The 23,190-nt window shown below is 47.3% G+C and carries 20 protein-coding genes; 9 read left to right on the top strand and 11 right to left on the bottom strand.

Annotated elements, in window-relative coordinates; translation table 11 throughout:
* Nucleotides 1-101: 101 nt before the first annotated feature.
* Genes IEW88_RS09090 through nudF form a run of 4 tightly spaced genes read right to left on the bottom strand, consistent with a single transcriptional unit; the run spans nt 102 to nt 2,551 of the window.
* A complete protein-coding gene (locus IEW88_RS09090) occupies nt 102-671 on the bottom strand; it encodes a YqiA/YcfP family alpha/beta fold hydrolase (protein ID WP_147903941.1) in 570 nt (189 codons plus the stop codon).
* Nucleotides 672-1,442: a metallophosphoesterase gene (locus IEW88_RS09085; protein WP_221411398.1), complete on the bottom strand. Its 771-nt coding sequence runs from the start codon at nt 1,440-1,442 to the stop codon at nt 672-674.
* On the bottom strand, nt 1,442-1,885 hold the full coding sequence (locus IEW88_RS09080) for a DUF1249 domain-containing protein (protein WP_053424242.1): 444 nt from the start codon (nt 1,883-1,885) through the stop codon (nt 1,442-1,444). The genes IEW88_RS09085 and IEW88_RS09080 overlap by 1 nt, the downstream gene beginning before the upstream one ends.
* A 30-nt stretch (nt 1,886-1,915) precedes the next feature.
* Nucleotides 1,916-2,551, bottom strand: coding sequence for an ADP-ribose diphosphatase (gene nudF, locus IEW88_RS09075; protein WP_147903939.1), 636 nt, complete (start codon nt 2,549-2,551; stop codon nt 1,916-1,918).
* Nucleotides 2,552-2,667: 116 nt separating this feature from the next.
* Between nudF and tolC the strand changes: the two genes are divergently transcribed.
* The 3 genes from tolC to IEW88_RS09060 all read left to right on the top strand — a co-directional run bounded on the left by tolC (nt 2,668) and on the right by IEW88_RS09060 (nt 5,768).
* Nucleotides 2,668-4,014 carry an outer membrane channel protein TolC gene (gene tolC / locus IEW88_RS09070; RefSeq protein ID WP_147903938.1) on the top strand — a complete coding sequence of 449 codons (1,347 nt, stop codon included), beginning with the start codon at nt 2,668-2,670 and terminating at the stop codon, nt 4,012-4,014.
* Between the two features lie 130 nt (nt 4,015-4,144).
* Nucleotides 4,145-5,068, top strand: a complete 924-nt coding sequence (lpxL, locus tag IEW88_RS09065; protein ID WP_147903937.1) for an LpxL/LpxP family Kdo(2)-lipid IV(A) lauroyl/palmitoleoyl acyltransferase — start codon at nt 4,145-4,147, stop codon at nt 5,066-5,068.
* A gap of 91 nt (nt 5,069-5,159) precedes the next feature.
* A complete protein-coding gene (locus IEW88_RS09060) occupies nt 5,160-5,768 on the top strand; it encodes a TcpQ domain-containing protein (RefSeq protein WP_053424239.1) in 609 nt (202 codons plus the stop codon).
* Nucleotides 5,769-5,795: 27 nt separating this feature from the next.
* Here IEW88_RS09060 and glnE read toward each other — a convergent pair whose 3' ends face one another.
* Both glnE and IEW88_RS09050 read right to left on the bottom strand, forming a co-directional pair.
* Nucleotides 5,796-8,621, bottom strand: coding sequence for a bifunctional [glutamate--ammonia ligase]-adenylyl-L-tyrosine phosphorylase/[glutamate--ammonia-ligase] adenylyltransferase (glnE, locus tag IEW88_RS09055; RefSeq protein WP_147903936.1), 2,826 nt, complete (start codon nt 8,619-8,621; stop codon nt 5,796-5,798).
* A 7-nt stretch (nt 8,622-8,628) separates the two neighbouring features.
* Entirely contained in the window at nt 8,629-9,504 is an 876-nt protein-coding gene (locus tag IEW88_RS09050) for a CYTH domain-containing protein (RefSeq protein WP_147903935.1), read from the bottom strand.
* Between the two features lie 113 nt (nt 9,505-9,617).
* Here IEW88_RS09050 and IEW88_RS09045 point away from each other — a divergent pair, with 113 nt between their 5' ends.
* The gene (locus IEW88_RS09045; protein WP_185148578.1) at nt 9,618-10,241 is read left to right on the top strand and encodes a TIGR04211 family SH3 domain-containing protein; all 624 of its coding nucleotides are present in this window, start codon (nt 9,618-9,620) and stop codon (nt 10,239-10,241) included.
* 237 nt (nt 10,242-10,478) lie between these two features.
* Nucleotides 10,479-12,392, top strand: coding sequence for a GGDEF domain-containing protein (locus IEW88_RS09040; RefSeq protein ID WP_185148577.1), 1,914 nt, complete (start codon nt 10,479-10,481; stop codon nt 12,390-12,392).
* 210 nt (nt 12,393-12,602) lie between these two features.
* Here IEW88_RS09040 and IEW88_RS09035 read toward each other — a convergent pair whose 3' ends face one another.
* Nucleotides 12,603-13,070, bottom strand: coding sequence for an Lrp/AsnC ligand binding domain-containing protein (locus IEW88_RS09035; protein ID WP_425543300.1), 468 nt, complete (start codon nt 13,068-13,070; stop codon nt 12,603-12,605).
* Between the two features lie 176 nt (nt 13,071-13,246).
* Here IEW88_RS09035 and putA point away from each other — a divergent pair, with 176 nt between their 5' ends.
* Together putA and IEW88_RS09025 are read left to right on the top strand one after the other, a co-directional pair.
* Nucleotides 13,247-17,020: a bifunctional proline dehydrogenase/L-glutamate gamma-semialdehyde dehydrogenase PutA gene (gene putA / locus IEW88_RS09030; protein ID WP_147903931.1), complete on the top strand. Its 3,774-nt coding sequence runs from the start codon at nt 13,247-13,249 to the stop codon at nt 17,018-17,020.
* A 137-nt stretch (nt 17,021-17,157) separates the two neighbouring features.
* Nucleotides 17,158-18,366, top strand: a complete 1,209-nt coding sequence (locus IEW88_RS09025; RefSeq protein WP_147903930.1) for a cyclic di-GMP phosphodiesterase — start codon at nt 17,158-17,160, stop codon at nt 18,364-18,366.
* Nucleotides 18,367-18,374: 8 nt separating this feature from the next.
* Here IEW88_RS09025 and IEW88_RS09020 read toward each other — a convergent pair whose 3' ends face one another.
* On the bottom strand, nt 18,375-19,202 hold the full coding sequence (locus tag IEW88_RS09020) for a general secretion pathway protein GspB (protein WP_147903929.1): 828 nt from the start codon (nt 19,200-19,202) through the stop codon (nt 18,375-18,377).
* Nucleotides 19,203-19,212: 10 nt separating this feature from the next.
* Complete coding sequence (locus IEW88_RS09015; protein WP_053424230.1) at nt 19,213-20,121, bottom strand: ExeA family protein; 909 nt, start codon at nt 20,119-20,121, stop codon at nt 19,213-19,215.
* Nucleotides 20,122-20,234: 113 nt separating this feature from the next.
* On the opposite strand from IEW88_RS09015, the gene IEW88_RS09010 reads away from it, so the two are divergent.
* Nucleotides 20,235-21,479, top strand: coding sequence for a multifunctional CCA addition/repair protein (locus IEW88_RS09010; protein ID WP_147903928.1), 1,245 nt, complete (start codon nt 20,235-20,237; stop codon nt 21,477-21,479).
* Here IEW88_RS09010 and folK read toward each other — a convergent pair.
* A complete protein-coding gene (gene folK / locus IEW88_RS09005; protein WP_147903927.1) occupies nt 21,442-21,951 on the bottom strand; it encodes a 2-amino-4-hydroxy-6-hydroxymethyldihydropteridine diphosphokinase in 510 nt (169 codons plus the stop codon). The genes IEW88_RS09010 and folK overlap by 38 nt on opposite strands.
* Complete coding sequence (gene folB, locus IEW88_RS09000) at nt 21,951-22,304, bottom strand: dihydroneopterin aldolase (protein ID WP_147903926.1); 354 nt, start codon at nt 22,302-22,304, stop codon at nt 21,951-21,953. Before folB ends, folK begins: the two co-directional genes overlap by 1 nt.
* A 137-nt stretch (nt 22,305-22,441) precedes the next feature.
* Between folB and plsY the strand changes: the two genes are divergently transcribed.
* Nucleotides 22,442-23,065 (top strand): glycerol-3-phosphate 1-O-acyltransferase PlsY, encoded by a 624-nt coding sequence (gene plsY, locus IEW88_RS08995; protein WP_053424226.1) that lies wholly within the window; start codon nt 22,442-22,444, stop codon nt 23,063-23,065.
* Nucleotides 23,066-23,190 lie beyond the last annotated feature (125 nt).

Here is a 23,190-nt window from a genome sequence, read left to right as displayed (position 1 = left end):
ACTAAATCACTCATTGAATATACCCAAAGTAATCTGAGTATCACTATCTGCTCTGTGCAGCTACTTCAAATAGGGTATAACTGTATTAACAACCAGTTGTTTTACTCTATTTGGCAAAACTTAACAATAGCGGGTAGGCAATTGGCATAGCCCTGATAGCTATGATCCCCACCTGGTTGCACATCTACTGTACAACCAGCATAAAACTGCACCGCTTTGCGATAATCCAGCACTTCATCGCCTTGCTGCAACAGCACCAGATACCTGTCCAACGCAGATGGCTTATGCTCAAGTTCAGCCAGCAGTGGCATATGCTCTGCTGCCACTTCAAAATCCTGTTTCAGCACCGGATGATGGTAAGTACCGAAATGCTGACTTAGCAGCTCATAAGGGGCCACAGCCGGGTTAATCAGTGCGGCATAACAACCGTTTTTTTCGGCCAGATAAGTGGCTAAAAACCCCCCTAAGGAACTGCCAATCACCGCATCAGGACGCCGGCCATTCAACGCCTGCTCAATGGCACTTACAGCTTCTCTTGGCGTATAGGGTAAATCCGGCATCAAGAGTTCGACATCAGGCAATTGCTGCTGAAAAAACGCTTTGGTGATAAGAGCTTTTTCGGATTGCGATGAACTGGCAAAGCCATGTAAATAGACAACAAGTTTAGACATTTACCCTTCCAGAAATTGCCAATCTACTGCGCTAGCCGCTTTTGCATTGGCATTAAAAATCCATTCAATATAACCAGGACGAGCAGCAACAGGCTGATAGTCTGGTGTTAACAAAAACTGTACCGAACTGGCAGGACAGCCCACCAGTTGGATACCCTGCTGTATTTTGTCATAGGCATAATGACAATGACCATGGGCAACCCCCTTAATACGCCGATCAGAGCCGATGATCTGCCATAATACCGAGGCATCCAGTTGTATATGCTGGTCAATAAAACTGCCCATGGGGCTGATATGATGATGGCAAAACAACCAGACTGCAGCTTCAGCAGGATAAGACAACAACTGCTGTTGTAACTGCTGCTGCCGTGTTGTATCAAAATGACCAGCCGGTGTCGGTCCTTTGCTATTGAGTAAACACAACCGCCAGTCGCCCAGACTTAGCTCCGTATCCGGAGAAAAAGGTGATGATACAAAAGCCTGTTGCATCAACTCCATATCGTCATGATTACCAGGCAGATAAAATACAGGGCAAGACCAGCCACTGAGGAGTTGTGCAAGCAGTTGGTAGGAAGCCAGACTATGATCCTGAGTTAAATCGCCGGTCAGGATCAGCGCATCGGGTTGCTCCCGATGCCGTTGACTGACAAGCGCCTCTAACTGACGATAAGGCTGCACACCGTAAAACCAGCCGTCCGGTTCCGCCAGCAGATGACAATCAGAAATTTGAATTACACGATAAGAGTCTTGCAGTCCAAACACATAGGCCATCAGGCTAATAACTCAGCATTCTGGTAACCACGGCGTGAGCATAAATTCAGCCAGTCGCGCAGTAACAAATTAATCTGGCGTTTTTCATCCGGCAATAACATATCTACATTCGGATAACTGTAGACCGCCTTTAATTGCCGAACCTGCTGACAGGCCAAGACTTCCGCCAAACGGGCATCGTGGTACAAACGCACCTCAAAACGGGGCTTTAACCAGCCTGTCATCGACTGGCTAATGAGTTCAATACTGACGGTGGTGGTGTATTTACACAGCTCTAACAGCTCAACCTGATAACTTTCGCTGGCGTTAATGTGAATGAGGCAACGTTGGCCTGCGCGTTGATTGACCGGCAGAAAAAAACGTAGCTGTGCGTAATTCCTCTCACATAAACTGAGAAAATCAGGCAAGTAAGGCACATAACGTTTTCGGGCCAGATTTGGCATACCAGCGACTTAACCTCTCTTGTAGTGAATTTATTCAGCCCAGCCCTTGCGTACCTTGTCCAGATTCAAGGCTAACCATTGCAGGGCGATGACAGTAGCCGCATTATCAATTTTGCCATCCTGTAGCAATTGCATAGCGGTCTGGCGCGATAAGCTGTGAACTTTAATATCTTCCTGCTCGGATGCCAAGCCATAGATACCAGTTTCTACTTGCTGCTGAAGCCGCGCCAGCACTAAATAAATACGTTCTGTACTGCCACCTGGGCTACTCTGATAGCTAAGCATAGGCCAGAATTCTGTTAGCTTCAGACCTGCTTCCTCTTCTGACTCACGTTGTGCGACTTGTTCAACACTTTCCCCCAGCTCAATCATGCCGGCTATAGCTTCCAGCAACCATGGGCCGTTTGGATTCTGCAAAGCACCAATGCGAAACTGCTCAATCAGCACCAGACTGTCATTTTTTACATCATAAGGCAGCACAATGACGGCATGACCACGCTCGAATAATTCTCGCTTTACTTCGTCACTCCAACCTCCGTTAAACAACTTATGCCGTACTTTGTAGCTGTCGATCCGGAAAAAACCCTGAAAAACTGTGGTCTGGTCGAGTATTTTTACATCAGAACGATGAAAGGATGGATAATTTTCTGGCTTGAAATCAGACATTTGAAGACTCACATTCTGTTACACTTGAAGCTATGCTGTTTACGCTTTAATCATTACTTAGTTAATACCAACAAGGTATTATTGGTTCACTTTCGCAACATTATGGACTTTCGGTTATGAAAAAAACCTTGTTAGGCACGTTGGTAGGCTCGGCACTGGCTCTTCTGAGTGTGCAGGCGAATGCCGAAAATTTGCAAACCATTTATCAGTTAGCCACCAAAAAAGACCCGCAGGTATTAAAAGCTGCCGCCACCCGTGATGCAGCCAAAGCCGGTATTGATGTGTCTAAAGCCCGTTTACTGCCACAGGTGAATTTAACCGCTGGTGCAAATAAATCCTTCAGCGACCAACTCGATAATGATACAGGCGGTCAGTTTAAAACTGAATCGACTACAACCAGCGCAGGCATTAGTTTACGTCAATCGATCTTTGACTGGAGCCGTTATGAGAACCTGTCTATCGCTGAAAAAGCTGCATTGCAAGGTCAAACGGCTTATGACGCTGCAGTACAAACTCTAATAGTTCGTGTCTCTCAAGCATATTTTGATGTATTAACAGCAAACGACAATTTAAGTTTTGTTGTCGCAGAAAAACGCGCCATTGAACGTCAGTTGGAACAAACCAAACAACGTTTTGCTGTAGGTTTAACGGCTATCACAGACGTACATGAAGCTCAGGCGCAGTACGACAGTGCAGTTGCCCGTGAAATCAGTGCTCAGAATGATTTAGAAACAGCCCGTGAATTTTTACGCGAAATTACCGGCGAATACCATTCACAACTGGATCCATTAAACACAGCACGTTTCAGCACCAGCCAGCCGACACCAAATAATCCACAGGATTGGGTGCAAACTGCGCAGGACAATAACCTGGAGCTGAAAATTCGTAAGCTGTCATTAGATATTGCAGAGCACAATATCCAGATTGCCAAATCTGGCCACTACCCTACTGTTGATCTGACAGCTCAGACAGGTTTTAGTAACAGCACCAGTGAAAACCGTGATACCGGAGTTGGTTTTAACTCTCCACGCTCAGACAGCAGCTCAGTAGGCATTGAGTTGGTTCTGCCGTTGTACGCCGGTGGCGGCACTGTCGCCAATGAAGAAGTAGTGCGAGCTAACTATGTTGAAGCAGCTGAAGACTTAGAACTGAGCCACCGCAGCGTCATTCGTCAGGTTCGCAGCAACTACAACAACGTAGGCGCTTTGATCTCCAGTACCAAAGCTTTGGAACAAGCTGTGGTTTCAGCAGAAAGTGCGTTAAAAGCCACTGAAGCAGGTTTTGAAGTAGGTACTCGTACTATTGTTGACGTGTTGCAAAGTACCCGTAACCTGTTTGATGCCCGCCGTAACCTGTCCAAAGCCCGTTACGACTACATCCTGTCTGTTTTAGCTTTAAAACAAGCAGCTGGTACTTTAACTGAAGAAGATTTATTCACTGTAAACAGAGCTTTAGGTAACTAAAGCTTCTTCCAGACTTTCTCACCTGAGGCTGTAATTGCAGTTTCAGGTGAGCCTGTTCCTACCAGTTAGCGCTTTTTTCCCCGTTTTTTTTCGTTACAATAGCCGCTCTTTTTTTGCCCGAGGATTTGCTGTGGTTCATGTCCCACGTTTCACCATTGGTTTTTTGCATCCAAAACACTGGCCCTTATGGTGTGGTTTAGGCCTGATGTGGCTGCTGCTGTGGCTGCCTTACCCTGTGCTGATGAAAATGGGCGAAGGCGTCGGCTGGTTGCTAATGAAAACCATGAAATCCAGGGTGAAAGTAACCCGCCGCAATCTGGAATTATGTTTTCCTGATATGCCGGAAGCTGAACGCGAAGCCTTAGTAAAACAAAACTTTAAAGAAACCGGCAAAGCCGCTTTTGAAACCTTTATCGGCTGGTGGTGGCCAGACTGGCGCGCCCGTCCTTTATGCCACTTCACCGGTAAAGAACATATTCAGGCCATTTTAGATCAGGGCAAAGGCGTGTTGCTGCTCAGTGGTCATTTTTTGTCGCTGGAAATGATTGCCCGTACTTTTGGTTTTCATTGCCCTGCGGTCGGCTTTTACCGTCCAAACGACAATGAAATTATGGAGTATTTCCAATACCATGGCCGGGTTCGTTCCAATCGCTACCTGATAGGTAAGCGGGATGTTCGCACCATGATTAAGGCTTTAAATGAAAAAGAAGTCTGCTTTTATCTGCCCGACCAGGACTATGGCCGCAATAAAGCTGAGTTCGTGCCTTTTTTTGCCGTCAAAGAGACAGCGACCACCACAGGCACTTTATTGTTTGCCGGCAGCGCCAATTGTGAAACTGTGCCCATTCATTGTTACCGTTTGCCTGGGTATCAGGGTTACCGTGTCGATGCCTTACCTGCTTTTGACCACTTCCCAAGTGATGATGCTAAAGCTGATGTGACTCGTGTTAATCAGTGGCTGGAGCAAGGTATTCTGGCGCACCCTGAACAATATATGTGGTTACATCGCCGCTTTAAAACCCGGCCAAATCCGGACGACCCGAGCTTGTATTAAAAAAGCATCAGGCTCAGCAGCAATGAACTGAAGTTGCAGGGCGGCGTCAAGGCAAGTTATGATGCGTTGACGCTGACCAGGGATAAAAGCTATGTGGTTTTGGATCAAGCACTTATTGCTTGCGGCTTTATTGTTTATACTTGCTGCTATTGTGATGTTTAAACCTGAATTGCTGTACTTCAAGCCGGACACACTGTCTGAAAAAGGTTCTGAAGCAGTAAAAGGTTTTACTAACTTTTACAGCAATATCCGTAGCTCCTTTACCAATAACGACGAAGACTCGGCTGATTTTGTCATAGAACTGACGGATGATCACAGTAATCTGGTCTCACTGTTGCAGGACAGAGCCAATCGTATGGTCGCCTTGCCAGAGAACTGGAAAGGACAGGAAACCGACCGACGTTTCCGCGTGGGTGATACCTTAAAAACAGTGCTGACGATGCAAGGCAGAAAAGAAGGTGTGGAACTTTTTTGGGTCTTGTCCAAAGACTATAAAGTAAAACATTATTTCCAAACTGACTTCAGTTATATCAGTGCCATTCAGGAAGCATCACAAGCTATCTCCTCAGACTTTGAACAACCCGTTCAGGCTTACTTTTGTAATGTCTCCAGAGCTGTGGTACTGACTGACAAAATCATTCCGTTTTTGCAGCAAAACTGCATTAATATCAACGCGCCACGCCGCAGGGTCAATAGTTAAACCTCTTGCGGCGCGTGCTGCCTCTCGTCAATCGAATAACTGCTCCCATACCTGCCGTACTTGCTCCATCGCCTGCTCTAACTGCTGTGCGGTTTCGGTAGCAGGATCCAGAGTTTGTCTGTGGCTTACGCCCCGCAATTGCTGATAGGCCTGTTGTAAGGCCTGAGTTTGTTCCAACTGCAATAAACCGGCAGCAGCAGCCGCATCCAGAATACGAATATTGTCACTGTAAAAATACAAATCTGCATGCTGATGGCCATACGCCAACACCAGATACTGACTGATGAATTCCAGATCCACTATGCCACCGGACGCGTGTTTGACTTCTGTTGACTGCTCACCATGATGCTGTCGCAGCTTTTGCCGCATTTCTGTCACTTCAGTTTTCAGCACGGCTAAATCCCGTGGTTTGGCTAAGACTTCATTGCGTATTTGATTAAAACGCCCGGCAATTTTGTCATCACCATACACCAGGCGGCTGCGCACTAAGGCTTGATGCTCCCAGGTCCAGGCGTCTTTTTCCAGATACTCAGCATAGGTATCAATATGTACGGCCAATAAGCCTGAATTACCGGCAGGACGCAGGCGAGTATCTATCTCATACAACACGCCGCTTGGAGTTCGGGTAGTAAACATATGTACGATGCGCTGCACCAGCTTGATATAAAACTGACGGGAGTCAATGGCTTTGTCACCTTGAGTCGGCGCAAGATTGTCACACTGGTGCACAAAGACCAGATCCAGATCCGAGCCATATCCCAGCTCCAGCCCACCCAGTTTGCCATAAGCCAGCACCCCAAAAGCTTTGGCATCTTCAGGCTTTAAACCTGCTGGCAGGCCGTACTTTTCTGCCATTTGTTGCCAGGACAACTCCACTACTGCGGCAATAATGGCTTCGGCTAAAAAGGTCAGGTGGTCGCTGACTTTCATCAAAGGTAAAATACCCGTGATATCGGCCGCTGCAATGCGCAGTTGTTGGGCCTGTTTAAACTGACGCAACACTTCCATTTGCAGCTCTAAATCATCCGTTGGTACCCGCAGCATCACTTGCCGTAGTTTGTCACTGTAATCTGTCGAGTCTGGTACCTGATACAGCTGAGCCGGGTCTATCAGCTCGTCCAACAACAACGGGTAGCGCGCCAGATATTCAGCCAGCCAGCCGCTTTTATGGCATAACATCACCAATTGCTGCAGCGCAGGCGGATTTTCGGATAACAACTCAAGGTAAGCAGTACGGCTGACAATCTGTCGGAACACGCCCAGCACCCGCTGCAATACCACAGCCGAGCCTTGCTGTTTTGCCAGTTGATGCAATAAAAACGGAATGAGTTTTTCTAAAAGCTCACGACCACGGGGACCCACACTGCGCTTTTGGCAATCCTGTTTAAACTGCTTTAAATGCTCCAGCAATTGCACTGCTTCATCAGCTGCTAACCAGTCCAGATGCTCAGCTAAATCTGCTGACGGCAATTCACTGTCCCAGCATAAACGACCTAACACCATTTCTTCCGGTTCAGGGTTATCGCCCTGATCAATCACTAATTTAAAGTGCTGGTGAATACGACCCATGGCCTCTGCTGTGGTGTCAGTCAGTTGCTGCCAGTTGCTAAAACCTAACCCCAGCACCAGTCGTTGCCGGTTTAGCTCATCAGACGGTAAGGTTTGAGTTTGTTGATCGTCCAAACCTTGTAGCAGTTGCTCCACTTTACGTAACCACAAATAATCCTGTCGCAATTGCTGATACTGTTGTGGCTCTAACAGCTGCTGACTTTGCAAAGCCTCTAAGGCTTTGAAAATAGAGACTTGCTGTAACTCAGGCAGACGCCCGCCTCGGATTAACTGCAGAGTTTGCACCACAAACTCCACTTCGCGTATACCGCCAGCGCCAAGCTTAATATTGTCCACGCGATTACGACGGCGGTTCTCCTGCTCGATCAGCTGTTTCATCCGGCGTAGCGATTCCAAGGCGGAGAAGTCGATATAGCGGCGATAAACAAAAGGTTTTAGCAGCTGATTCAGCTCAGGCGCATGCACAGAGTCAGGATTCAGAATACGCGCCTTGAGCATAGCGTAGCGTTCCCACTCCCTGCCCTGCGCCTGATAATAATCTTCCATCGCAGCAAAACTCAGCACCAGCGGACCAGAATCGCCAAAAGGCCGCAAGCGCATATCCACTCTGAAGACAAAACCATCGGCTGTGACCTGATGCAAAGCGGATATCAGCTTCTGACCTAACTTGGTAAAAAACTGCTGGTTCTCAACCGACCTGCGGCCACCACTGGTTTCACCGTTGTGCGGATAGGTAAAAATCAGGTCGATATCGGATGAGAAATTCAACTCACCACCACCCAATTTTCCCATACCTAAGATCAGTAAAGGCATAGGCTTGCCTTGTTGATCCAAAGGCTGGCCCCACTGAGTAGCTATATCCTGATAAGCCCACTGATAAGCACTGTTAATCAGGTTATCTGCCATAGCGGAGATATCCAGCAAGCACTGCTCTGTCGATTTCACAGCGAGAATATCGGCCGCCAGAATTTGCGCCAGTTGTGCGTTTCGGCAACGGCGCAAAGCTTTAAATACAGTAGCTTCGGATTGATCAGCAAGATCAGACAATGGGTTCAGATGTATTAAAGGCTGAGCCAATAGATCTTTATTCAGCAGCACAGCAATCAGCTCTGGTTGCTGCTGCATCACCCGGCTTAAAAAAGGACTAACCGCCAGCAGTAATTGCAGATCCTGATGCTGCTCCGAAGTTAAATCCGGTCTGACTAAAGTAGGCCATACCAAATCCACTTCATGCTGTAACTCAGCAGGCAATACAGGGCTTAACAAGGCGGTCGGTTGGCTCATCTATACCTCAGGCAGAAAACAAAGATTCAGAACAATTCAGCAAAGCACAGTTATAAGCTGCACTGCTGAAAAAACTCAAGGCTTGTGTTGCATCAGGCGATGACAAAGCGGCAAAGTCTTCAGAGATAACAGACAAGGCCTGGATACATTGTTCGATCACCTGCCATGACTGCGGATCCTGGCTGCGCAAAAAGTAACTCTCGTGATACTGCAGCGATTTTAATAACGCTGCAGTATTGCTGTTATCCAGTGGCATAAAGACCAAAGGCTGCTTCTGCACCAAACGATAACCCCGTTCCGCCTTAGACTGCCAGCCCAAACGCAGCGGCAACAATTGCACCAGTTGGCGCGATACATCAAATAAGGCTTTCACATCGCCTTGTTGCAGCTCAAGTTCCAGCTCAGCTATCACTTCTTTTTGTTCGCCTGAGACTACTTCGCCCTGATCCAACACGGCTTCCACTGTGCTGCCGTCGGCTAAAGTAAGTAACCAGCTTTGACGAACAAAGTCGGTGCGAAACAGTTGTTTCAGCTGACGTTGCAGCAACGCTAAATCTGTACCTTGCGGCCAGATTTCGGCAGGAAAAGCGCTGAGTTCAGGCCAAACCGAAGCACAAGGCAAATTGTACTCAGGCCGCAGATGCAAACCGCCATGCTGCTGCCCTGAGAGTTTAATGGTTTGTTCAAACTGACCTTTCTTCAGCCGGGTACGCAGGCCCGCATCATGACTGCGAAACCACAGCTCATCCGTTTCATAATAAGCATTGAGTAACTGCACGCTTTCATGTTTTTGCACTGCCACAGCCAACTGCTGCCACATAGAGTCCAAAGCAGGTAGTGTGCTTTGGGTGAGTAAAAATTTAAGTTCAGCTTCCATCGCCATAGCGGCTTAATTCCTGTTCTGTAAGAAGAAGTTGTCAAGTCATTAGCTTCTGGCCTATGATCGGCTTAATTCTCAATTTTGGCCAGATGTTGGTCGGTTTTTTTAGGATTTTTATGTTGATCACCTCAAGACCATGGCAAGCAGGCATGCTACTAGCCACAGTGCTGCTGAGCACCAGCGTCACTGCACAACAAGAACCAACAGGCACCCCGGTCAGCCCACAAAATGCTTATATCAGCGATAAGCTGATCACTTATCTCTACAACGGCCCGGGCCGCGACTACAAAATTATTGGCAGCATAGCCGCTGGCGAAGAAATTAAATTGGTTGCAGAAGACAGTAGCTCCGAATACTGGCAACTCACCGACAGCAAAGGCCGCACCGGCTGGATTTTAAAACAGTACGTCAGCTTAACTCCGGTATTTGGCGGTGAAAGCGAGCAACTACAGCAGCAATTACAACAACAGCAAAGTCTGGTGTCGCAGTTGCAGCAAGAAAAAGATCAGTTACAACAACAACTCAATGAAACAGACGCCGCAGTGCAACAAGCAGAAAAAGCCACAGCTACGGCGCAGCAAACCATTGCCCTGCTGACTCAACAACTGCAGGAAAAACCATCCGCCTTCTGGCAAGACAAAATGGTATTAGGTTCTATTTTAGGTTTCGCCGGTTTACTGTTTGGTTTAGTGGTTCCATCCCTAATCCCAGGCCGCCGCCGCAAAGAACGCTGGATGTGATTGAAGCCAAGTTAATGCGGCATGTACTATACCCACAATACTGATCTGAAAAAACAGCTACTGATGCCCTGATCTCAGCAGCTGTTTTTTTATGCCCCCCACTGACTTTAAACCGCCGCAGCACCAAACCATTGTGTTTAAAGCTAAAAATCGTTTATAACTAGCCACTATCTAAGGAGCCTGTAGCGCCCTTTTATTCATGGAGTGAACCTACTCATGTTGTGGTTGTTGCCCCTTTTGAGCCGTTTTTTAGAACAGCCGCGAACTTCTGTGTGTTACCGCTTTAAAAGTTTCTTCTTTAGATTATTCGCCTTAACCCTGACTGGATTGAGCTGCATTCCTTTCGCACAGGCTGAAGAGCGATATAGTCTTGAGCAGATTTTTGCTGAACGGCAAGAATTAGACAAAGCTTCAGCAATAGATGCAGCGAAAACCATTGAATTAATTGATGAGCGTCTTGCAAAGACAAATAATAATCAGATTCGTCAAGCAGCTTTATACCTTGAAAAAGCCCGAATAAAGATGCATTTGGGCTTAGCTCCTCTTGAGGAGAATCTTGGTAAAGCATTGGCACTCATTAAACCAGAACTACAGCCTGAACTCTATCTATATGCAATGGCAATGAAAAGCTATGGTATGTACACCTACCAGAATCAGGCGGAGCAAGCTGCAGTGTTGCTGGACAGCCTGCAACAACATCCCGCTTTAATCAATGACGCTCAAACTCATTTAATGTTTTTAACGAATCAGCTTGAAGTTTATTACAAACTCAAACAGTTTCATAAAATATCAAAACCGCTCTTCAAATTAGCTGAAGTAATGAATTCAGGATCAATGGAGCAATTCAAAGAGCTTTATTTAGATTTAGAAGCTGAATTGGCTTATCACAGCGGGGCCATTGGCGATACTGGGCAGGCATTAGCACTCTATAATAAAACGATCAGACGCGCACAACAGAGAGGTATGAATGAAACTATCGCGATTCAATACTGCAACATGGCAAATATTTATTTTCTGCCTCTTGAAGAAAAAATCCGCTACGCCAAAGCGTCACTAGCAGCTCACACCAATGTAGCCTGCTCTGATGTAATGGATAAGCTGGTACTGCTTGGCGAAGTGCAGCAAGGCAATCTGGCTAACATAGCCAGACTAGTGCAGTTTAATACTACTCAGCAAATGCCCCGCCTCAACGAGCGTTCGGCTTATTACGCCGGACTAGCCTACTTGCAACTGAACGATCTCCCTTCCGCCAAAGCTATGCTGAACCGGATCACAGATCCGGACAACTGGGAAAGGTATGACTTATTGCAGCAAATTCGCAAGGTCGAAGGGAATTATCAAGCCGCTTTTGAAGCCAGCCAGCGTTATCAACAACTGCGGGCACAAAAAGATGCCGAAGCAAGAAGCCTGATGCTGAGTAGCTATCAAGTACGCTTAGAGATGGCGCAGGAGGAAACTCAAGCGGCAGAAAAAGCGAAACAAGCCGAACAATTGGCTGCTGCTGAACAAAAGGCCACCTCCCGGTTGTATATGATGCTGACTATCATTGGTTCTGGCGTACTGGTCACGCTAGTGCTGTCGCTGTACCTTTACCGCAGCTTCCGGCTCGGACAGAAATTGCAGCAGCTATCCGACACGGATCCATTAACAGGCCTGTTAAACCGACGCGCCTTTATTCAGCGAGCTATGCAACTGCACCAACTTGCACATCGTCAAAGATTTCCACTATCTATTGCATTGTTGGATCTCGACTTCTTTAAACAAATCAATGATAAGCATGGCCATCAGGCTGGTGACGCGGTGCTAGCTGCATTCGCTAATGCTGCGAAAGCTACTCTCAGACAAACAGATATTATCGGCCGTTTTGGCGGTGAGGAGTTTATCCTTGCCACCACAGAACAAGATACCTTGACCATTGCAGCGCTACTACAGCGCCTGCAACACAGCTTTACTCAGCACTGCTCCGAGAACATACAACTAGGCGTTGAAGTGAGTTTTTCTGCAGGCATAGCCAGCGTGAATGCGCAAGGTACAACGAAACATCAGGATATTGAAGATGCCATTCGCAGGGCCGACGAGCAGTTATACCGCGCCAAGGCCAATGGTCGTCAGCAGGCCTGTACTGAAACCTTGTGCCTTACGCTAGTCTGAGCTACTTAACCAAGCAAAATCACCTGCGACGTGAACTCAAAGACGAGAGCTTTCAAGCAAAAAATATATCAATCAAAAACAGTTACAACTACACACCAGCTTCGTTCACTCCTCTAACACAACGGGCGGGCGCAAGACCCGCCCCTACAATTTCCCCCCAGATGTGATTAGTCGACATGGCCCGATCAGCACCATGCCAAATAACAAAAATTATTCCGTCTTCCCCTCTGGCGCCGCAGCAAACTTCAAAGGCAAACCCGCATCCTGCTTTACCTGCTCTATCACCACATAAGTATGAGTCTGCAAAACCCCTGGCAAATCTACTATCAAACCCAAGACGCCCCGATACGCCTCCATACTGGATAAGCGTAGTTTCAGCAGATAATCAAAACCACCGGCCACCATATGGCATTCCGCCACTTGTGGAATTTTCACCACCGCATCGCGAAACTGATCAAAGACTGCACCTGTGGTTCTGTCCAAGGTCACCTGAATAAAAGCGGCAGTACCAAAACCTAGTTTACTGGCGTTTAAACGGGCGCCGTAGCCTTCAATAAAACCGTCCTGCTCCAGCTTGCGAACCCTGTCTATGCAAGGGCTTGGGCTTAAGTTGACCTTTTTTGCCAGTTCGACATTAGAAATACGTCCATCTTTTTGCAGCGTGTCTAGAATTGTCATGTCGATACGGTCCGGTAACCGGCCTTTGGCGCTTTGAGTCATGGCAGTATTTTTTCGGGTTTTATGATTTATAAACCGAATTATATAAGGTTAGTTTGAAAAAGAAACCACCAAATAGGGCTGCGCTTTCACTAAAATGCAGCATAATTTTTTTCAATTCACTGGATTAAAACCCTATGTTATTCCAAGGCCAACTGACCACTAGTCACGCTATTCGTCAAACCATGCGCGACCATTACCGCGCTGATGAAGATCAGGTACTCAACAACTTATTGCCTATTGCTGATATTGGCCCTGCGGCGCGCAGCCGTGCCTGGGAAAAAGCCCGTCAGTTGGTAGTGAATATCCGTGAAGCTCAGGTCGGTAAAGGCGGTGTAGACGCCCTGTTGAACGAGTTTTCTTTGTCGACAGACGAAGGTTTAGTGCTGATGTGTTTAGCCGAAGCCTTATTGCGTGTGCCAGACAAACACACGGCTGACCTGCTGATCCGCGACAAGTTATCCAACGGCGATTGGAGCTCGCATTTAGGCAACAGTGACTCTTTATTTGTGAATATCTCGGCCTGGGGTTTATTGCTGACCGGCAAGCTGGTGAATTACAGCGACGATCAGAAAAAAGCTCAGTTTGGTTTATTAAAACGTACTTGTGGTCGTATGGGCGAGCCAGTGATCCGTCAGGCTGTGCGTTATGCGATGCAAATTATGGGCACCCAGTTTGTCATGGGCACCAGCATTGAAAAAGCGGTAGAACGTGCCGTAGAACTGGAAAGCAAAGGTTTTACTTATTCCTACGATATGCTGGGTGAAGGCGCCCGCACCATGGACGACGCCAACCGTTATTTCGACAGCTACATGATGGCGATTAAAGTCATAGGTACAGCAGCGAAAAAACGTGGCCCATTAAAAAGCCCAGGCATTTCAGTGAAATTATCGGCCATTCACCCACGCTACGAATTTACTCATCGCGACCGCGTGATCAGTGAATTAGTACCACGCTTAAAACAACTGGCGATTGCAGCCAAAGCTTATGACATCAGCTTTACTGTCGACGCTGAAGAAGCGGACCGTTTAGATTTATCCCTGGATATTATCGAAGCTGTATTCTCCGATCCGGAATTAAACGGTTGGGAAGGTTTTGGTTTAGCAGTTCAGGCCTACTCTAAACGTGGCTTGTTTGTCATTGAATGGCTACGTGAGCTGACGGTGAAAGTGGGCCGCAAAATGATGGTGCGTCTGGTGAAAGGCGCGTACTGGGATACTGAAGTAAAAGTCAGCCAGACCGAAGGTTTAAGCGACTTCCCGGTATTTAGCCGCAAGCCGTCGACCGATGTGTCTTATCAGGCTTGTGCCAAAAAGATGCTGGAATACCGCGACAGTATGTACCCTATGTTCGCTACCCACAACGCCTATACAGTGGCCACTATTTTAGAAATGGCACCGGATCGCACTGGGTATGAGTTCCAGCGTTTACACGGTATGGGTGATGCGCTATACGACCAGGTTGTTGCTGATGACAAAGTACCTTGCCGTATTTACGCCCCTGTGGGTGAACACTCAGACTTACTGGCTTACTTAGTACGTCGTTTATTAGAAAACGGTGCTAACAGCTCCTTCGTAAATAACATTGTGGATGAAAATATTCCGGTTGAGTCTTTATTAAAAGATCCGGTAGAAACAGTACGTGCCTGGAGCAAAAAACGTAATAACTCTATTCCGTTACCAGACCAACTGTATGGTGCAGCTCGCCTGAACTCTAAAGGCCAGGACTTTACCGATATCGATCAAATCACGGCTATGCGCGAAGCTATGGATACATGGTTAGCATCTGTCAGCCAGATTGAAGTACCAGCAGGTGCTTTTGCTGTGACTAACCCAGCCAACACCAAAGAAGTGATAGGTTTCCATCATCACAGCAACAGTGCTCAGATGGAGCAGACAGTAACCAACGCTGAAGCCGCATTCCCGGCCTGGTCTGCGACTGCTGTGACTGAACGCGCTGCACTTTTAAATAAACTGGCTGATCAGCTGGAATTACACCGCGATGAATTACTGGCTTTATGTATTAAAGAAGCAGGTAAAACAGTGGGAGACAGCATGGCCGAAGTACGCGAAGCGGTCGATTTCTGTCGTTATTACGCTGCTGAAGCGACTAAAAACCTGCAAGCTTCTCAAGCCCGTGGTGTAGTGCTTTGTATCAGCCCGTGGAACTTCCCATTAGCTATTTTCTTAGGTCAGGTCAGCGCCGCTTTAGTGGCCGGCAATACAGTAGTAGCTAAGCCTGCCGAACAAACCAGCTTAATTGCTGTGCGTACTCTGGAACTGATGAAAGCGGCTGGTTTCCCGGACAATGTAGTGCAACTGGTGATAGCACCAGGTCGTCAGGTGGGTGAAGTCATAGTGCCGGATACTCGTATTCAGGCCGTGATGTTTACAGGTTCGACTGAAACCGGTGCCTGGATTGCCCGTAAGCTGGCCGAACGTGGTGGCGAGCCAGTGCCACTGATTGCCGAAACCGGTGGTCAGAACTGTATGATTGTTGACTCTACCGCTCTGCCAGAGCAAGTGGTTGACGATGTGATCTCTTCTGGTTTCCAAAGCGCTGGTCAACGTTGTTCTGCCCTTCGTGTGCTGTTCCTGCAAGAAGATGTGGCCGATAAGATCATCACTATGATCAAAGGCGCTATGAAAGAGCTGCATGTTGGCGACCCGGCCTGGTTAAGCACTGACTTAGGCCCTGTGATTGACAGCAAAGCCTTGGAGCGTTTAAACCAGCATGTGCAGTATCTGGAAGGCAAAGCCACCTTGCATTATGTTTGTGATGCACCAGCTGCTGGCGATCACTACTTCTTCGCACCACGTTTGTATGAAATCAGCAGCCTGAATCTGCTGGAACGTGAAGTCTTTGGCCCTGTGGTACATATCATCCGCTTTAAAGCCGAAGAGCTGGATAAAGTCATTCAGCAAATCAACGCCACAGGTTATGGCCTGACTATGGGTATCCATAGCCGTATTGCACAAACCACCATGAAAGTTGCCAGCGAAATCAAAGCAGGTAACATCTATGTGAACCGCAATATGATTGGTGCTGTTGTGGGTGTTCAGCCTTTTGGTGGCCGTGGTTTGTCGGGTACTGGCCCTAAAGCCGGTGGCCCTTTCTACTTAAGCCGTCTGGTGAAAGAACATGAATTACAGGCTCCTGCTTTGGATGCTGATGTCCAACAACAGTTAGAAGCGGCCAGCGGTTTTGATGCCCAGCTCAATACTCAACTGCAGCAAATGGCTGTGGCTCAGGTGGCCTGGCTGAATCAAAACGTGACGAATCGCGGTTCTGTGTTACGTCGTTTTATCGCCCAGCTGGCTGGTAACAAGCTGGTATCAGAGCAAGAACACGACTTAAACGAGGTGATCACCGCCGCCCGCGAACAGCTGCAGTTTATCGAAAAAGAGCTGGCTCAGCCTATAACTCTGCCAGGACCTACAGGTGAATCTAACCAGTTACATCTGGAAGCCAAAGGTGTAGTGGCACTTATTCGTAGCGAACACAGCAGCTTCCAACACTGGATGCTGGCGTTAATCACAGCTTTGGTATCAGGTAATGCAGTGGTCAGTACTGCAGGCGAAGCTCAGCAAGCCGAGATGGATACCTGCCGTAAGTTATTACTGCAAGCCGGTTTACCAGCAAACCTGTTCCACTGGGTCAAGCTGCCAAGCTTAAAAGCAGTGTTAGCGCATCCAACGCTGGCAACAGCTGTGATTGAAGGCACCAACCCACTGAAAGCTTTATCTGCGCAGTGGATGGCGGCCCGTGATGGCGCTATCAGTGCTTTGGTCACCAGCCCTGCTGATCATCAGTTATTGCATCGTTTAGTGACAGAAAAAACCGTCACTATCAATACCACAGCTGCAGGTGGCAATGCCTCGTTAATGACGATGACAGACAACCTGGGTTAAAACTTCAGCGAAAGCTAATTAAATCTCGGGCCCGCCTTGTTGCGGGCTTTTTTTTTAACTGAAAATGATGTATCATTTTTTTCATATTTACACATATTAGCGAATCAACCAGTTTGGCAATCAGAGAGAGTCAGTTTATGACAGCACCAGCTCAGCTTAAAGTTTTGTCTATTGCCGAGTTACAGCCCGGTATGTATGTGGTGTCTGTGCACAAACAAAAAGGCACTATCGAAATTAAAACTCAAGGCTGGGCCAGAACTGCAGCAGTGATAGAGCAGCTAAAGCAAAAGGGCGTGCTGGAACTGGTTGTTGATTTAAGTAAAACATTAGATCAACCCAAACCAGAGGTTGCAACGCCTATAACTCCTCTTACTACAACGGGCAGAAACCGCGAAAAAGTCAGTTTTGAGCAAGAGCTTGGCCAGGCAAATGCGCTGTACCAACAAGCAAAAAGCCTGCAGAAAAAAGCTTTTGCCGATATTCAGGCGGGCCGTGCGTTGAACCTGCAACCCTTTCAAGACTGCGCTACAGGCTTTATCGACTCGGTATTTCGTAATCAGGATGCCTTACTCTGCATCAGCCGCATCCGCGAAAAAGACGCCTACTTGCTGGAGCACTCGGTCAACGTCTCTATTCTGATGACCATTTTTGCCAAACAAATGAAGTTTGACGAAGAGCTGATCCAACAACTGGCGACAGGCGCCTTATTACACGACATAGGTAAAATTCTGGTATCTGACAATATACTGAATAAGCCAGGTAAATTGACCGCGGAAGAATTCGCGGAAATGCGCCGTCATGTGGTGTACAGCCATGAAATTCTGCAGCAGATCCCAGGCTTAAGTCCTGTCAGTATTGATGTGGCAGCTGTGCATCATGAGCGACTGGATGGTAAAGGTTATCCTCACGGCTTAGCTGAACAACAAATTTCAGTCTATGGCCGGATGATCGCTATTGTTGATACCTACGATGCCATTACCGCACAACGTTGCTATAAAGAAGGCCAGAGCGGTATTTCAGCACTGAAAATATTAAAACGAGAATCGCCTCAGAGTTTTGATCCTGTGCTCTTGGCCCAGTTTATTAAAGCTATAGGCATTCACCCGGTTGGTACGCTAGTGAAACTGAGTAATGAAAAGCTGGGGATAGTACTTAAAGCCAATGAGCTGGAGCCGCTACGTCCTGTCGTTAAAGTATTTTATAACTGCAAATTTAAACGTTATATTGAAGTTTCAGTTGTTGATCTGGCAAACCTCAAAGTGGATCTGGAGATTGAAAGCGCTGCGATGCCGGAAGATTTTGGTATTGATATGATCCGTCTTTTCCGCCAGTCAGTGCTGGAGTAACAAGACCTTTAGCGGCCTTGATAACTCCAGTCTGTTAAAGCTTCGACACTAAACTGTACCTGATTAAATTGCAGCACTACATACTGAGGTAATATTTCTTTCACCTGAATATCCGCTGTCACCCACTGGCCTTGCTGTAAGTCTTTGCCGTTTACTTTGATCCAACGTTGTTTAGCCTCTGTGGCATAGACATGAGCTTCAAAACGTAAAGCAGGTAACTGACGCTGCAATAAATCGTCCAACTGGTTAATGTCCACAGCCGGTGCATCATGATAGTTAATTTCTTGTTTGCGGCGCTGCGAGCCATCTTCAGCAGCTAAAGCCGATTCAAATTTCCCCCGAAGTTCCGCAGATACTTCAGACTGCTCCAGTTCTGCTGCTGGCAGTAGCTCATCAACTGGGGTCAGTTCCTGTTCTGCATCCGCTTCCTGCATTTGTTCAAAATCTATAAAGTCCTCTTCTATTTCTTCTGCTCGTGAACGGCCAAGCACCTTCTCACCACGTTTGGCAGATACCACCAATTGCGGCTCTTCTTCAGGTACTTCTTCCAGTTGCACTGGCTCTGTTGGTTTTAGTAAGTCAGCTGCCAATTGCAGTTCCATCGCTATATCAGCTGCATTGGCAATAGCAGGTGCAACCTGAACCGGAGCAACCACCACTTCAGCTACAGGTTCTTTAGTATCGAATTGATACTGACCTATAAAAAACCCCAACACTAAACCTAAAACCACTAATAAGGTTAAAGCGGCAATACGCCAGCCATGACCTGATGCAGTTTTTGCTGCGGCCACTGGCACTTGCTGTTGTTGCTTTAACGCATCCATTAATAACGACATGAAAAGTTTCCTACCAAATGAATGCTGACAGCCCGGCACCTGCGCCTAACGCCACTAGCGTTAATAGCGGCCATACCCAAACAGGCCAGGGCGCTTTTTCCGCTTGAGGTTTTATTGCCAGCACTTCTGAAGCCGCCTGATTGACCAGACCTGCATCAATTAATGCCTTTTGCTGACTATACCCCCCTAACAAAGCGCGGTCGCAGATTAAATTGAGTAAACGCGGAATACCACCAGATAATTGAAATAATTTTTTTACTGCAGAAGCTGTAAATACAGGCCGGCTGCAACCCGCTACCTGCAAACGATAACTGATGTACTGCTGTACTTCCTGCTCAGTCAAAGGCATTAAGTGATAACGGGCCGTTATCCGCTGCGCGAGCTGACGTAAATCCTGGCGCTGCAACAACTGCTGCAATTCAGGCTGACCTATTAAAATCACCTGCAGCAGCTTTTTAGTATTGGTTTCTAAGTTGGTTAACAGCCGCAGTTGCTCCAGTACTGCAGGTTGCAGATGCTGTGCTTCGTCGATAATTAAAATAGTATTTTTGCCGGCCTGATGGTTTTTCATCAGACGGTTAGTAATTTTGTCAGTCAGCATTTTTAAGCTGGCTTCGGATTTTTTGTAGCGAATTTTTAACTGATCACAAATAGCAGCCAACAATTCCAGCTCGTTTAAGGTCGGATTTAAGATAAAAGCCACTTCGGTTTTATCGGTCAGTTCCTGCAGCAAACAGCGGGACACTGTGGTTTTTCCAGTGCCCACTTCGCCTGTCAGCAGTACAAAACCACCGGCTTCGCCCAAACCATAACGCAAATGCGCCAGCGCTTCAGCGTGACGGGCGCTTAAAAATAGAAAGTCAGGGTTAGGGGCTATCGAAAAAGGCTGACTGGTTAAACCGAAAAATCCGGTGTACATAAGCTTCCTGATGCTGAGTTAGGGCGACAATTGTAAGCAAGGCGTTATAATGGCAAAAAAACAGACTGCATGAAAGCTTTGAAAACTTATGTTGTCGCTGGAGTAGAAAGAGATTGAACATTTATCTTGTAGGCGGCGCTGTTCGCGACGAGCTGCTGGGCTACCCGGCTTTGGACCAGGACTGGCTGGTGGTCGGCGCTACACCTGAACAATTACTGGGGTTGGGTTATCAGGCTGTGGGTAAAGATTTCCCGGTGTTTTTGCATCCTAAAACCAAGCAGGAATACGCTTTGGCCCGCACCGAACGTAAACAAGGCCAGGGGTACACAGGTTTTGCCTGTTATTTTGCTCAAGATGTGACTCTTGAGCAGGATTTGCAGCGCCGTGATTTAACCATCAATGCCATCGCCAAGGATGAAGCTGGTCAGCTGCACGACCCTTACGGCGGTATTGCTGATATCAAGGCAAAAATTCTGCGCCATGTCTCGCCTGCTTTTAGTGAAGACCCATTGCGGGTATTAAGAGTGGCGCGTTTTTATGCTCGTTATTTTCACTTAGGTTTTACTGTTGCCGCTGAAACTTTGCAGTTAATGACGGAGCTTAGTCATAGTGGTGAGTTACAGCATTTAACGGCTGAGCGGGTCTGGCAGGAAACGGCTCGCGCTTTAACAGAACAAGACCCACAAGCTTATTTTGAATTACTGCACAGCTGCGGCGCGTTAAAAGTACTGATGCCAGAGCTGGATCAACTGTGGGGAGTGCCCAACCCACCGCAGTGGCATCCGGAAATAGACACCGGCATCCACTGCATGCTGGTGCTGAAACAAGCGGCTTTCTTGTCTGACCGTTTGGATGTGCGTTTTGCCGCGCTTTGCCATGATCTGGGCAAAGGCATCACAGACCCTGCTTTATGGCCTAAACATCATGGTCATGAGCATAGCGGCTTGCCTTTGGTGCAGGAGCTTTGTAGTCGTATTCGGGTGCCAAATGACTGTCGTGATTTGGCGCTGCTGGCCTGTGAATACCATCAGTTGCTGCACAAAGCTTTTGAGCTTCGGCCTGCCACAGTACAAAAATTATTTGATGGCATAGATGTATGGCGTAAACCCGAACGTCTGGACTTATTGCTGCTCTGTGCCATAGCCGATTTACGCGGCCGTACTGGCTTTGAACAGGCTGCTTATCCGCAAGCAGATTATTTGCGCCAGCTTGCAGTGGCGGCTCGGGCTATTGATGTGAAGGCTATAGTCGCTTTGGGTTTAAAAGGTGAGGCGATTAAACTGGAAGTTGCCAAGGCAAGGCTTGAAGCTATCAGCACCGCTAAACAGCTTTGGCAGCAACTGCATCCGGCCAGTTAAAGTCTATGGGCCAAAGCTTTTGGTTTTCTTTGTAGTTTTGCCACATCTGCTGATAGTTCAAGCCTGTCAGCGGATGGATTTGCTCTGGTGCCAGCTCGGACAAAGGCAACAACACAAAGGCGTTTTTAGTAATCTCGTCCCGCGGTAATTCAACAGGTGTTTTACAGACCAGTTGATCGTAAGTCAGCAAATCCAGGTCCAGCCGTTTGCCACAAAACTTGGGCGATGTAGCAGGACGACCATATTTCTGTTCTATCGCCTTAAAGGCTGCGACACAATCAGCCACAGATAAATCGGTATTGGCCTCTGCCACCAAATTGTAAAAGGCATCACCGGTAAAACCTACAGCCTCACTTTCGTATACTTGAGAGCAACCAATTTCACCAAATAGTGCTGTGAGCTCCAGATAAGCAGCGCGAATATGCAGATCCCGCTCTATATTGCTGCCAATACTGATGTAAATCAGCGCCATTACCAGCTGCCACGCGAAATAGACACGCCGACACTGGCGGCGGCAGGCACAGCGGCTGGCTTAGCAATAGTCACTTTTACCGCCTTAGTAGCGAACTTCTGCAGCACCATAGCTGCAACTTTTTCAGCCACAGTTTCAATTAATTCATGGGGTTGCTTACACAGCTCAACAATAGCGTCACAGACAGCACTGTAATCCAAAGTGTATTGTAAATCGTCGGTCGCTGCAGCCTGGCGGATATCGGTGGCCAGCTCCAAATCAAACTCCAGTGTTTGATGTATGGCTTTTTCCCACTCATACACACCTATTACCGTCTGAACCTTGAATTGCCTGATAAAAACTATATCCGTCATAGATTTCCGCTTTTGTTAAAGACTTGTTTCAGGTAGGCTGGTCGGATAGGCAAAAACTAAAAAAGCCTATACTCTGAGCAGCTTATTACACAGGTCGCGATTTTAGCGCATTTTGTCGGACTGAGGAACCTTAATCCATGACCCTAACCATAGCGATATTGATGCTGTTGGCTTATTTAAGCGGCTCAATCTCGTCTGCTATTCTGGTCAGTCGACTGTTCAGACTGCCGGATCCACGCACTCATGGTTCCTGTAATCCTGGCGCGACTAACGTGTTACGTTTAGGCGGCGCTGTTCCAGCTGCTATGGTACTGGTGTTTGATGTGCTCAAAGGCACTATTCCGGTCTGGGGATCGTATTTTTTAGGCATAGAGGCCTTTTATCTGGGCATGATTGCGGTTTGCGCTTGCTTAGGTCATATATTCCCCATCTTTTTTGGCTTTAAAGGCGGCAAAGCTGTTGCGACAGCTTTTGGCAGCATGATGCCTATAGGGCTTGATTTAGCGGGTTTATTAATATCGACCTGGATGATGCTGGTAGGAGCTACCGGTTATTCGTCGTTAGCAGCTATTGTCACTGTAGGCCTTGCGCCCATTTTCACCTGGTTTATCAAACCTTTGTATACCATTCCTGTGTCTATGCTGAGCCTTTTGATTATTATCCGCCACAAAGACAATATTATCAGGCTATGGAATGGTCAGGAAACTAAGGTCTGGCATAAGAACCGCAAAACCAAACCTCAAGATCCCGAACAGGAATAAAATTGGGGTCAGATCCTGAGGTATCCCCACAAAAATATGAGTAAAATCATAGAGGTGATACAAAAAATTAAGTAAGTGAGAACATTCATGGTGTTCGGTGATCAGATCTATCGCCAAACAAACCT

Origin of the sequence: Rheinheimera tangshanensis (assembly GCF_014645135.1) — a bacterium.
Taxonomy (GTDB): Bacteria; Pseudomonadota; Gammaproteobacteria; order Enterobacterales; family Alteromonadaceae; genus Pararheinheimera; species Pararheinheimera tangshanensis.
Note: the sequence above shows the minus strand (reverse complement) of the source record. Positions and strands in the feature narration are given on the sequence as shown.